The organism is Acidovorax sp. YS12 (assembly GCA_021496925.1).
Lineage (GTDB): Bacteria > Pseudomonadota > Gammaproteobacteria > Burkholderiales > Burkholderiaceae_C > Paenacidovorax.
The window spans coordinates 3154510-3167704 of the sequence record CP053915.1; the positions used below are offsets into that span (position 1 = coordinate 3154510).

Annotated in this window: 9 protein-coding genes; 7 read left to right on the plus strand and 2 right to left on the minus strand. The window is 67.9% G+C overall.

The window, feature by feature from the left end:
• Positions 1 to 58: 58 nt before the first annotated feature.
• The gene (locus YS110_14230) at positions 59 to 1708 is read right to left on the minus strand and encodes a methyl-accepting chemotaxis protein (protein ID UJB65827.1); all 1650 of its coding nucleotides are present in this window, start codon (positions 1706 to 1708) and stop codon (positions 59 to 61) included.
• A gap of 18 nt (positions 1709 to 1726) precedes the next feature.
• Positions 1727 to 2911, minus strand: a complete 1185-nt coding sequence (locus tag YS110_14235) for an HD domain-containing protein (GenBank protein ID UJB65828.1) — start codon at positions 2909 to 2911, stop codon at positions 1727 to 1729.
• Positions 2912 to 3223: 312 nt separating this feature from the next.
• Between YS110_14235 and YS110_14240 the strand changes: the two genes are divergently transcribed.
• The 7 genes from YS110_14240 (at position 3224) to YS110_14270 (ending at position 13164) form a co-directional block, all read left to right on the plus strand.
• Positions 3224 to 3580, plus strand: a complete 357-nt coding sequence (locus tag YS110_14240) for an alkylphosphonate utilization protein (GenBank protein ID UJB65829.1) — start codon at positions 3224 to 3226, stop codon at positions 3578 to 3580.
• Between the two features lie 5 nt (positions 3581 to 3585).
• Complete coding sequence (locus tag YS110_14245; GenBank protein UJB65830.1) at positions 3586 to 4200, plus strand: 3'-5' exonuclease; 615 nt, start codon at positions 3586 to 3588, stop codon at positions 4198 to 4200.
• Positions 4201 to 4269: 69 nt separating this feature from the next.
• Complete coding sequence (locus YS110_14250; protein UJB65831.1) at positions 4270 to 4971, plus strand: MOSC domain-containing protein; 702 nt, start codon at positions 4270 to 4272, stop codon at positions 4969 to 4971.
• Between the two features lie 71 nt (positions 4972 to 5042).
• Positions 5043 to 6689: a site-specific DNA-methyltransferase gene (locus YS110_14255; protein UJB65832.1), complete on the plus strand. Its 1647-nt coding sequence runs from the start codon at positions 5043 to 5045 to the stop codon at positions 6687 to 6689.
• A gap of 5 nt (positions 6690 to 6694) precedes the next feature.
• A complete protein-coding gene (locus YS110_14260; protein UJB65833.1) occupies positions 6695 to 8425 on the plus strand; it encodes a putative DNA binding domain-containing protein in 1731 nt (576 codons plus the stop codon).
• Positions 8426 to 8525: 100 nt separating this feature from the next.
• Positions 8526 to 11219, plus strand: coding sequence for a DEAD/DEAH box helicase family protein (locus YS110_14265; GenBank protein UJB65834.1), 2694 nt, complete (start codon positions 8526 to 8528; stop codon positions 11217 to 11219).
• 238 nt (positions 11220 to 11457) lie between these two features.
• Complete coding sequence (locus YS110_14270; protein ID UJB65835.1) at positions 11458 to 13164, plus strand: 2-isopropylmalate synthase; 1707 nt, start codon at positions 11458 to 11460, stop codon at positions 13162 to 13164.
• Positions 13165 to 13195 lie beyond the last annotated feature (31 nt).

Sequence of the window (13195 nt, forward strand, 5' to 3'; positions counted from 1 at the left end):
CCAAATCAGCCCGGAACGCCCGTCCAGCAAGCGCTGGCAGCTATCAAAACAAGCGTTTTCACGCTGATGTCCCGGGCTCGAAGAAATCCACCAGCTCATTGAGTTCGCTGGCCACGCGCTTGAGCTCCTCGGACGCCAGCCAGGCGCGCTGCGCCTCGCCCCGGTTTTCCACGATCAGGTCCGCCACCTGGTGCATGGCGCCCGCCACTTCCTCGGCGCCGAAGGCCGCCAGCCGGGTGGCCGTGGCCAGCTCGCGGGTTTCATCGGCCAGCGCCTGGCCCGCGCCGCCGGCGCCCGCCAGGTGCAGCAGCCGCTCTGCGCGCTCGCTCAGGCCGCTGGTTTCGGCCACGGCGGCGTCGAGCGCGCGGATCGCCGCGTACACGCGGTCGTGCTGCGCCTCGGAGTGCTCGGTGACGCTGTAGAGCACGGTGTTGAGCGTGGTGCAGTGGCGCTGGATGCGCCGCGCCGCCAGCGCGATTTCGTCGATCATCACCTTCAGGTTCAGCTGCATGACGGCGGCGGCGTGGTTCAGCTGGCCGCTCTCGCCGGTGCCGGAGAGGTCGATCTCGCCCTGCAGATCGCCCTGGGCGATGCGGTTGAGGCGGCGGATCGAGGCGTTCAGCGGATCGACGACGCCGCGAATGAACATGTGCCCCGCCAGCACCACCGCCAGCAGCCCGCACAGGATGCCCGCGATGGCGATGGCGCGGATGCGTGCATTGCGCGCCAGCGTTTCCTCGTAGGCAGCGCGCGCGGCGGCGTCCAGCGCATCGCGCAGCTCCGACGCGGCGGCCGAGGCCGCCTGCTCCAGCGGCAGCACGCGCTGGCGGATCAGCTCGTCGATCTGCTCCGGGTCGTCGTAGGCGGCAGCCATCTCCACGCGCTGCAGGCCCTCGTCGGTGTAGCGCGTCAGCGCGGCGGCCAGCCGCTGCGTCTGCTGCGGCGCCTGGCCCGAGTCGGCGGCCAGCTGGGCCAGCAGCGCCTGCACCTCGTCGCGGTTGGCACGCAGCCGGGCCACCTGGCTGGCCAGCGCCTCTTCCTGGCCGGTGCGCAGCCGCGCCAGGCGGATTTCGAGCATGGTGGCGCGGCTCTCGCCCAGGCGGGTCTTGATCTTGCCGATGGCCGCCACCGGCCCGAGCTGCCGGTGGTAGAGCTGGTGCAGCGCGTCGTCGGCCAGCTTCAGCCCGCCGATGCCGAGCACGCCGCCCACCAGCATCAGCAGCGCCACGAACAGCATGCCCGCGTGCATGCCGCTGCGTATGCCCAGCCACGCCGGCAGGCGCGCGGCGGGCCGGGCGCGGCCCGCCGCCATGTCGCGGTGCAGCACCTGCGCGGCCGCGATGGCAGCGGGCGGCGCGTGCTTGCGCACCGACATGTATCCCGTCACCTGGTCGTGGCGCTTGACGGGCACCACGCAGGCATCGACCCAGTAGTAGCCGCCGTCCTTGCAGCGGTTCTTGACGATGCCGCGCCACGGCTTGCCCTGCTGGAGCGTGCGCCACATGTCCTCGAAGGCGGCGGGCGGCATGTCCGGGTGGCGCACGATGTTGTGGCTCTGGTACAGCAGTTCGTCCAGCGCGTAGCCGCTGACCTCGACGAACGCCTCGTTGGCGTAGGTGATGCGGCCCTTGAGGTCGGTCTTGGACACGAGGGTGACGCCGGGCGGGACCTCGGTTTGCCGGGACGTGACGGGCAGGTTCTTCTTCATGGTGCGGGTTCTCCCGAATCAGCGGTGCATCCACAGGCGCTTGAGCACCAGCGCGGCGGAGCGGCACTCCTCCACGCGCAGCGCGCCGACGATGCCATGGGCGGGATCGGCCGCGTCGCAGCGCTGCGGGCGCATGACCGGCATGCCGCTGCTGTCATACAGGCTCCACAGGTCCACCGGCGCATCGTGCTTCTGCCGCGAGCGCACCACGGCCAGCTCGCCGTTGGCCAGCCGCGCCAGCGTGCCGGGCGGATGCATGGTCAGGGTCTTGATGGACAGTTTCACCAGCGAATCTTCGTACAGGCGGCTGCGCTCCAGGAACAGGGCCTTGAGCGCATCGCGCGGGAACTGGCCCGCACGGTTGGCGCGCGGGGTCACCATGGCCGCGTAGGAGTCGGCCACCGCCAGCAGGCGCGCGCCGGGCAGGATGGCGTCGCCGCGCAGCCCGCGCGGGTAGCCCGAGCCGTCGCAGCGCTCGTGGTGCTGGCACACCAGTTCGAGCCACAGCGCATCGGTCACGCCCATGGCCGCCAGCTGCTCGGCGCTGTGCACGGGGTGGCCGCGCACCTGCGCGGCCTGCTCGCGCGTCAGCGCGCCGGCCTGTCGGTCGAGCTGCGCCTGCAGCGGCAGCAGCGCCACGTCGCGCGTCAGCGCCGCGCAGGCCAGCGACAGGCGCGTGGGCGCATCCAGCAGCAGCTCGACCGCGGCGATCTCGGTCAGCGCCGCGCCGAGCAGTTGCTGCACCACCAGGTACGGGTGCTGGCGGTCCAGGTGCAGCGCGGCCAGCAGCGCATCGGGGTCCTGCGCGCAGGCGTCGATCACGCCGCGCGCCAGGCTCTGCACGACCTGCGGCAGCACGGCCTGCGGCGAACCGGCCTGCAGGTGCGCGTGCAGGCGCTTGAGCGTCGATGCCAGCGTGCCGGCGCGGGCGAACACCGGCTCCGCCCCGGCCCCGGGCGGCGGCACGGGCGGCAACGCCGCCGCGCCCGCCATGCCTGCCGTGCCGGTGGCATCTGCCGCGCCGGAGCCCGGGCTGGCGGGCGTCGGATCGGGCGCATAGGCGCCGCGCGCCAGCAGCGTCTCGATATGGCGCGGAATGCTCAGCACATAGCCCTCGCGCAGCAAGAGATGGCCGTCCTCGTCATACAACGGCCAGGGCAGGGGCTCGTTCAATACCAAATCGCTTTGGTGGATGCGGCGCATGGGAAGGTTTGCAGATGGATGCCGTGAGAATTTCGTGAGTGATTGAAGCGCGATGCATCTTGTTTCAGTTTGATACCTGTCAACGCAAAACCTGATGCAAGTCCGTTATTTCCCTAGGATGCAGCACCGCGTTTGCTATCTTTCAAGGAGCTGTCAGCGCTTGTCAGAAAAGGGCTACAACCCTTTTTTCCATGTATTCCAGGGCACGCGCCACGGGCGCCCGGATGGCACTGGCCGCGGGGGGCGACAATCCAGCGTCACGCGCACCCGCGCACGGCGGCACGCCGCCGCACAACCCACACCGGATTCGCCATGCCCCACACCCTTCCCGCCTGCCCGCAATGCGGCCAGGAAAACACCTACCCCGACGGCGCCAGCTACCTCTGCCCCGATTGCGCCTTCGAGTGGCCCCAGCAGGCCGACGCAGCCGAGGCCGAAGCCCCCGAGGGCGGCGGCACGGTGCGCGACGCCAACGGCAACCCGCTGGCCGATGGCGACGCCGTGATCCTGGTGAAGGACCTCAAGGTCAAGGGTTCGTCCAGCGTGCTGAAGAAGGGCAGCAAGATCAAGGGCATCCGCCTGGTGGACGGTGCCGATGGCCACAACGTGGACTGCAAGACCGAGCTGGGCAGCATGCTGCTCAAGTCCGAATTCCTGAAGAAGGCCTGAACGCCATGGCGCCGCCCATCGCCGTCATCGACTTCGAGACCACCGGCATGGCCCCGGCCCAGGGCGCGCGCGCCACCGAGGTGGCCATCGTGCTGCTGCAGGGCACGCAGGTGGTGGACCGCTTCGCCAGCCTGATGCGGACCGGCGCGTGGATCCCGCCCTTCATTGAGCAGCTCACCGGCATCAGCAACGCCATGGTGGCCGCAGCGCCGCCGGCCGAGGCCGTGATGCGCGAGGCCGCGCGCTTCGTGGGCGGCGCACCCATGGTGGCGCACAACGCGGCGTTCGACAGCAAGTTCTGGCAGTCCGAGCTGCAGCACGCGGGCGTGCAGGCCACGCAGCCCTTTGCCTGCACCGTGCTGCTGTCGCGCCGCGTGTACCCCGACGCGCCCAGCCACAAGCTCGGCAACCTGATCGACCACCTGGGCCTGCCGCGCACCGGCCGCGCCCACCGCGCGCTGGCCGACGCCGAGATGGCCGCCGCGCTGCTGGCGCGCATGCAGCACGACCTGGGCCAGCGCTACGGCGTGCCCTGGCCCGACCACGCGCTGCTCATGCGCCTGCAGGCCTGCAAGCGCCAGGCCCTGGGCAAGCTGCTGCAGCCGGCGCTGGTGGCTTGAGAGCGTGTGAAGCTCCTTTTTCGATAGCTTCCAGCGCTTGCCAGGCAAGCGCAAAACGCCAAAAAGACCATGAAAACCGTCTCCATCGGCCAGATCCACGCCGTGCTGCGCGGCCGGGCCGTGCCCTGCACGCGCCCCGACGGCAGCCCCGGCGGCCGCAGCGCCATCGCCAAGCAGCCCGTGGCGGGGCCGGTCCAGGTCGGCCCCGAGGGCCTGGAGGGCGATGAACAAGGCGACCGCCGCGTGCACGGCGGCCCCGACAAGGCCGTGCACCAGTACGCGCTGGAGCACTACGCCGCCTGGCGCGCCGACCTGGGCGCGCTGCCCGTGCTCGACGCGCCCGGCGCCTTCGGCGAAAACCTGGCCAGCGCCGGCGTGACCGAGGCCACGCTGTGCTGGGGCGACCGCGTGCGCATCGGCAGCGCCCTGCTCGAAGTGGCACAAAGCCGCCAGCCCTGCTGGAAGCTGAACCTGCGCTTCGGCCACAAGGACATGGCACGGCGCCTGCAGGACACGGGCCGCACCGGCTGGTACTGGCGCGTGCTGGAGCCTGGCCAGCTCCAGGCGGGCGACGCCATCCACCTGGTGGAGCGCCCGCACCCCGCCTGGACGCTGGCACGCGTGGTGGACCTGCTGTACCACCGCCCGCTGGACCGCGAGGCGCTGCAGGGCCTGGCCCGGCTGCACCTGCCGCCGTCGTGGCAGCGCATCGTGCAGGGGCGGCTGGAACGCGGGCAGGTGGAGGACTGGGCCAGGCGCATGCAGGGGTGACGAAGCGCGACACAAGGCCCTGGGCCAGCCCCTGTGCACCACAATAACGGGCCTGCTTTTTCCGCTCTGCCATGCCCACCCTCGATTGGCTCAACCGCGCCACCGCCTTCACCACCGCCTCCCAGGTGCCCTACCGGCTGCTGGACACCGTCTCGACCCACGGCGATGCCACGCTGGCGGCACACAACCTGTTGATCCAGGGCGACAACCTTGAAGCCCTCAAGGCCCTGCTGCCGTTCTATCAAGGGCAGGTCAAGTGCATCTTCATCGACCCGCCCTACAACACGAAAAGCGCCTTCGAGCACTACGACGACAACCTGGAGCACAGCCAATGGCTCAGCATGATGCTGCCGCGCCTGCAACTGCTGCGCGAGCTGTTGAGCGAGGATGGATCGATCTGGGTGACCATTGACGACAACGAGGGGCATTACCTCAAGGTGTTGATGGATGAGGTGTTTGGGCGGGGGAATTTCGTGGCCGACGTTTCATGGCACAAGCGCGTCAGTCCTGCCAATGACGCTCGCTATTTCAGCGGAGACCATGACCACATACTGGTCTATGCCAAGAGCAAACCGCAATGGCAACCCCACCGATTGCCGCGCAGTCAGGAGCAAACGCGGTATTACACCAACCCCGACAACGACCCGCGAGGTGATTGGAATTCCGCCGCCTATACCTGCGCGAAAACCGCCGATGAGCGCCCCAATCTCTACTACCCCTTGACCCACCCGCGCACGGGCCAGGAGGTGTGGCCCAAGCGAACCCGGGTCTGGGCTTATTCGCAAGAGGCGCACGCGCAGCATGTGCGAGACGGAATGTTGTATTGGGGCGTGGGTGGCAACGCCAATGCTCCCCGCATCAAGAAGTTCCTGACGGATTCTGGCGACGTGGTGCCGCGTTCCATTTGGGCGCACAGTGAATCGGGCCACAACCAGGAGGCCATGCTGGAAGGGCTGGCGCTGTTTGCCGATGGCAGGTTTGGCACCCCCAAGCCTGAGCGTCTGCTCCAGCGCATCCTCCACATCGCCACCCACCCCGGCGACCTCGTCCTCGACAGCTTCCTCGGCTCCGGCACCACGGCCGCCGTCGCCCACAAGATGGGCCGGCGCTGGATCGGCATCGAAATGGGCGGGCACGCCGCCACGCACTGCCTGCCGCGCCTGCAAAAAGTCATCGACGGGGAGCAGGGCGGCATCAGCCAGGCCGTGGGCTGGCAGAGCGGCGGGGGCTTCCGCTTCGCACGCCTGGGCGCGCCCATCTTCGACGCGCACGGCGGCATCCACCCGCAAGTGCGCTTCGCCACCCTGGCGGCCTTCGTCTGGCAGCAGGAAACAAAGACAGCTTTTGACCCCTCACAGGGCCAGCCCGGCACGCCCTGGCTAGGAACACACTCTGTTTTTGATAGCTCCCAGCGCTTGCCGGATGGGCGTGAGGAGCCGATTTCGCTTGAACCCCCGCCCGAGCCCGCGGAACCCGTGCTGCGCAGCCGCACGGCCTATTACCTGCTGTTCAACGGCATCCTGGGCGACAAGCGCCCCGCCAGCGGCAACGTGCTGACCCGCGCCGTGCTGGACGCCCTGCTGCAACTGCACGCCACCACGCCCCACCCCGGCGCGCCCCTGGTCGTCTACGGCGAAGCCTGCCGCCTGGGGCCCGAGAGCCTGGCGCGCGCGCAGGTGACGTTCAAGCACATTCCGTATGACGTGCGGGCGAGGTGAGCGGCATGAACCATCCCACTATTGATTTTTTGAACACGCTCAGAAGCATGTCTGCGGAAACTGAATGGTTGGAGTTCAAGCGCGCGGAGCACACGTTCAGCTTGGATCAGTTGGCGCAGTACGTATCGGCCTTGGCGAACGAAGCCAATCTTTGCCACCGCGAGGAAGGCTGGTTGGTAATGGGCGTGGAAGACGCCATCGATCGGGCCAATGGTTTGCGCCCCGCCAGAGGCACCCAGTTCGCACGAACGATGGAAGAGGTCAATCGGATCAAAGCCTCCGTGGCGGCGCAAACCAATCCGTCCGTGGCATTGCAGACGCCCCACGAAATCCAGGTTCCCGGCATCGATGGCCAGCCAGCGCGGGTGCTGATGTGGCGCGTGCCTGCCGCTCCCCGTGGCATGCCCGTGACGTGCAAGGGTCACTGGTGGGGCCGCGTTGGCGAGAAACTGGGGGGACTGGCGCTGCACAAGCTGGACACGCTGCGCGCTCAATCGGCGCTTCACGATTGGTCCGCAGCCGTCGTGTCCAGCGATTGGGCGCTATTGGAGCCCAGGGCCATCGCCCGTGCGCGCGAGCTGTTCGCGCGCCGGCATGCACCGAAGCCCGACATGGTGGATCAAATGCAGTGCCAGTCCGACGTGGAGTTTCTGCATGGCCTGCGCTTGGCCGTCAATGGTGGGCTGACGCGGGCCGCGCTGGTGCTGCTGGGCAAGCCAATGGCGGCTGTTCACCTGGGCGGGCCTACGCCGCGCATAGGCTGGAAGCTGGTGGATCATCGCGGGGATGATGTGGGGCATAAGCACTTCGACCTGCCGCTGCTGTTGGGCGTGGATGCCTTGATCGAACGCGTCCGCATCATTGAAGTCAACGTGCTGCCGCCGCGCGAAGTGGCACCACTGAATTTGCCGAATTACGACGACTGGGTGATCCGTGAAGCCTTGCACAACTGCATTGCGCATCAGGACTACACGCAAGGCGGGCGCATTCTGGTCACGGAGAGCCCTGACACGCTCCAATTTTTCAACTACGGCGAGTTTCTGCCCGGATCGCTGGACAAGGTGTTGCATGCCGTCCAGCCTGAACAGCGTTATCGCAATGCCTGCCTTGCCAACGCGATGGTGGATCTGGATTTGATGGAGACGATGAATCGCGGGGTCAAGGGCATGTTCCGCAGGCAAAGGGACCGTTTCTTTCCGCTGCCGGACTATGGGATTGGTACGCAGCCTGCTTCCGTCACCGTCACGTTGTATGGACGCACGTTGGATGAACGCTACGTCGGTGCACTGATGACGCACACGGATCTGAGCCTGGAAGACGCGGTTTTGCTCGATCAGATCCAAAAAAACAGGTTGCCACCTGCGCGGCAGTTGCAACGCCTACGCGCGAAAGGCGTGATCGAAGGGCGAGGCAAGAAGATTCGCATTTCGGCTGCTATTGCCGTGGCTACGGGGTCGGAAGTCGCCTATGTCAACCAGAAGGGCCCTGCCGCCCAAGACTGGAAGGATTTGGTGTGCAAACTGCTGGCGCTGGCGCCGCAACCCCGCACCAAAATCGATGAGCTGTTGCTCCCCAAGCTGGCGCTGTGGATTCCGGGCGCGGCGGAGCGCAAGAAGTACATCAAGGACTTGCTCTCGGACATGGCCCGGCAAGGCACCATTCAGAACATTGGCAAGCCAACCCGAGGCGCTCTTTGGGCGCTCACTGCGCCAATGAGCGCCAATGAATCTGGGTGAAATCGCCAATCGAAAAGTATGAATTCTTTATAAATCAATAAGTTGCATTGGATTTGGTGCCACTGTTCCGCCAATGCTTAAACCAATCTCCCGCCAATCGATGACCATCCTCACCCTCAAGCGCTACCAGCAAACCGCCCTCGACACCCTGACCGCCTTCGCCCGTCTGGCAGCCGTCAAGGGCCCGGCGGCGGCTTATCGGGAGCTGGCGGGCCACGCCTATTACGCGGAGACTTTTGGCGACGTGCCCTGCGTGTGCCTGCGCATTCCCACCGGCGGCGGCAAGACGGTGATGGCCGCGCACGCCGTGCCGCTGCTGGCCCGCGCCTGGTGCACTACGGATGCGCCAGTGGCGGTGTGGCTGGTGCCGAGCGACGCCATCCGCGCGCAAACCCTGGGCGCGCTGCAAACCCCCGGTCATCCGTACCGCGAGGCGCTGGCCGAGGCATACGGCCAGGGCGTGCAGGTGTGCGCACTGGAAGAAGTGGCGCAGATCGCTCCGCCGGATTGGGAACGCCAAGCCGTGGTGGTGGTGGCCACCATCCAGAGCTTTCGCATCGAGGATGCGGGGCAGCGCAACGTCTATAGCTTTTCCGAGAGCTTCGAGCGTCATTTCAAGGGCAAGGATAGCCAGGCGCTGGCGGGCCTGCAGGCGCTGCCCGATGCCCTGGTCACGCCCGAAGACGCCGCGCGCGACACCACCGGCGTGCTGGCCGGCTTCGTGGGCCAGCCACGCTGGAGCCTGGCGAACTGGCTGGCGCTGCACCAGCCCATCGTCATCGTGGACGAGGCGCACAACACCAAGACGGACAAGAGCTTCACGGCGCTGCAGCGGCTCAACCCCTGCTTCATCGTGGAGCTGACGGCCACGCCTATTCCCGCCAAGACGAATGTGCTGTACCACGTCAGCGCCCAGGAACTGGCGGCCGAGGACATGATCAAGCTGCCCATCGTGCTGGCCGAGCATCCCGAGGGCTGGCCCGCCGCCGTGTTTGCTGCCGTGCAGACGCAGCGCCAACTGGAAGCCGAGGCGCTCAAGGACGAAGCCGCAGGCTATGGCTACGTACGCCCCATCGTGCTATTCCAGGCGCAGAACGCGGGCGACGAGATGCCGCCCGAGAAGCTGCACGACTACCTCGTCAACACGCTGAAACTGCCCGAGAGCCAGATCGCCATCGCCACCGGCACCACGCGCGGGCTGGCCGACATTCAGCTTGCCGCACGCGATTGCCCGGTGCGCTACGTCATCACCGTGCAAGCGCTGCGCGAGGGCTGGGACTGCCCGTTTGCCTACGTGCTGTGCAGCTTGCAAAAGCTCACCAGCGCCACGGCGGTGGAGCAGCTGCTGGGCCGCGTACTGCGCATGCCCTACGCGCGCCCGCGCGGACGGGCGGCGCTGGAGCGGGCCTACGCCCACGTGTGCGCGGCGGAATTTGGGCAGGCGGCGCGCGCATTAGCGGATCGACTGATCGAGCACATGGGTTTCGAGGCACTGGACGTGGCCTCGATGATTGCCGCGCAAGCCGCCTTGCCATGGCAGGATGGGGCGGGCGATGATTTTGGGTCAAATCGGCCTCAGACGCCCGCCAGTCAAGCGCTGATAGCTACTAATTTTGAACTGATTTTGCCCACACCCGCACTGCTGGCACTGCCTGGCATGCAGGCACAGAGCGTGGCGGGAGGGCAGCAGCTCGTGGCCACCCGCCACATTGGCGCGGAGGCCGAAGCGCTGTTGTTGGCCCAGGTGCGCGGCGCCAAGAAGCAGGAACAGGTGCGCGGCCAGGTGGCGCAGCACAACGCGCTGCTGGCCGCGCAGGCCGCGCCCTCGGTGCGTGGCGTGCCGTTCGCGCCCCTGCCCACGCTGGGCTACCGCACCGCACCGCAAGCCCCGCTGTGGCCGCTGGAGCGCGAGGCCGTGCTAGAGGCCGTGGAGCTGGATTTGCTTGCGCCCCAGGCCGTGCAATTGCCAGGCTTCCGGGTGGTGCAGGAGTCGGACGTTTTCGAGATCGGCCTGGATGGCGAGCGCATCGCGCTGCGCCGCACCGGCAGCGCGCAAATGGCGATGGATTACGCCAGCAGCAGCATCGACGCGCAGACGCTGGTGGGCTGGCTGGACCAGTCGCTGTTCAAGTCCGTTCACCTGAGCGGCCTGACGCAGAGCGAGCGCCGCACTTACCTGGCGGCAGTGGTGAACCACCAGCTCCACACCTGCGGCGTGCCGCTGGTGGTGCTGGCGCAGGCGCGCTTTCAGCTCGCACGCGCCATCGAAAACCACGTGGCCGACCTGTGGCGCGCCGCCGCACAGCGCGCCTTCCAGCAGAAAGTGCTGGCCGGAGATGGCTGGCTGGTGGAGCCGGACTGGACGCACCCGCACGTTTTCACCCCGGGCCGCTACCCAGCGCCCGCCGCCTCGCGTTACGGCGGGCGCTGGCGCTTCGACAAGCACTACTTTCCGGTGCTGGCGGATTTGAAGGACGGCGGGCAAGAATTCCAGTGCGCCCAACTCATTGACCGCCACCCACGCGTGCGCCACTGGGTGCGCAACCTGGATACTGCCCCGTGCGGCTTTGGCTTGCCCACGTCGCGCGGGCACTTTTATGCCGACTTCGTGGCTGAACTGGTGGATGGGCGCGTGGCGCTGCTGGAATTCAAAGGCCTTTTGCAACACGACCCCTACGAACTGGAAAAGCGCCAAGTAGGAGAGCTGTGGGCACGCGCCAGTGACGGACGCGCGGTGTTCGGCTGGCTGACGATCGAAGGCTTGGCACAGCAACTGGACGCGGTACTTGCCTGAGCGGCACGTGCTACCATCGGCCCCCTATGCAACGCAGCATGACCCTATCCACCCTAGCGCTAGGCCTAGTGCCTGGCCGGGGTCTGCCTGCGTTCGCCGCTTCGGTTGCCTGATTCGCTTCAGCGCACACCACCCGACACCCCCCTGACCCCGGCCCACGAACCAGCCTCCACGCCTGTGGAGGGCTGCAGGGGATGTCGCCTTTGGTTTTTCCAAACCCTGATTCGTGGAGCCCATCGTGATCGACCAACCGTCCCGCAAGTACCAGACCGCCGCCCCCATCGCCCTCGCGGACCGCCGCTGGCCCGCCAACACCATCACCCGCGCGCCCGTGTGGCTCTCCACCGACCTGCGCGACGGCAACCAGGCGCTGTTCGAGCCCATGAACGGCGCGCGCAAGATGAAGCTGTTCCAGGAGCTGGTGCGCATCGGCTTCAAGGAGATCGAGGTGGGCTTTCCCGCCGCCTCGCAGACCGACTTCGACTTCGTGCGCCGCCTCATCGACGAAGACCTGGTGCCCGAGGACGTGACCCTCATGGTCATGACGCAGTCGCGCAGCGACCTCATCGAGCGCACCGTCGAGGCGCTGCGCGGCGCGCCCCGCGCCATCGTGCACCTGTACAACGCCACCGCCCCCATCTGGCGCCGCGTGGTGTTCGGCATGAACGTGACGCAGATGCTGGCCTTCATCGAGGAACACGTCGCGCACCTCAAGCGCCTGACCGACGCGCGGCCCGAGACGCGGTGGACGCTGCAGTATTCGCCCGAGACCTTCAACGCCACCGAGCTGGAGGTGTCGCTCAAGGCCTGCCAGACCGCGCTTGCCGCCTGGGGCGCGGGCCCGGGGCGCGAGGTCATCATCAACTTGCCCACCACGGTGGAGAACGCCACGCCCAACCGCTTCGCCGACCAGATCGAGTGGATGCACCGCCACCTCGCGCCGCGCGAGCACATCGTGCTCTCGGTGCACCCGCACAACGACCGTGGCACCGGCGTGGCGGCGGCCGAGCTGGCCTTGCTGGCCGGCGCGCAGCGCGTGGAGGGCTGCCTGTTCGGCAACGGCGAGCGCTGCGGCAACCTCGACCTGGTGACGGTGGCGCTGAACCTCTACACCCAGGGCGTGCATCCGGGCCTGGATTTTTCCGACATCAACGCCGTGGCGCGCGTGGCCGAGGAATGCACGGGCCTGCCCATCCACCCGCGCCACCCCTACGTGGGCGACCTGGTGTTCACCTCGTTCTCGGGCTCGCACCAGGACGCGATCAAGAAAGGCTTCGCCGCGCACGACCCCGAGGGCCAGTGGCAGATTCCGTACCTGCCCATCGACCCGGCGGACCTGGGCCGCACCTACGACAGCGTGATCCGCGTGAACAGCCAGTCGGGCAAGGGCGGCATCGCCTTCCTGCTGGAGCGCGACCAGGGCGTGGTCATGCCGCGGCGCATGCAGGTGGAGTTCAGCGCCGTGGTGCAGCGCGCCACCGACGCGAGCGAGACCGAGATGACCGGCGACGCCCTCTGGGCGCTGTTCCAGGCCACCTACCTGCGCCAGCCCCAGGGCGTGCCGGGCCTGGTGACGTACCACGCGCACCGCCTGGCCGGCGACGGGCGCGGCATCGAGATCGACGTGGCGATCGACGGCGCCCGTCTCACGCTGCAGGGGCAGGGCAACGGCCCGATCGACGCGGCGGTGGACGCGCTGGGCCTGCCGCTGTCGGTGCACGCCTACGAGGAGCGCGCCACCGGCACCGGCGCGGGCGCGCAGGCGCTGGCCATCGTCGAGGCCGGGCTGGACGGCCTGCCCGGCGCCACCTTCGGCGTGGGCCTGCACCACAACATCGTCACCGCCTCGGTGCAGGCCGTGGTGGGCGCCGCCAACCGGCTGCTGCAGCGGCGCCATGCGCAAGGGCACCAGGCCCCCGGAGCCCGGACCACGGCCATGGTTTGATGCCACGGCTGGCCCTGGGATAAGCTCGCGG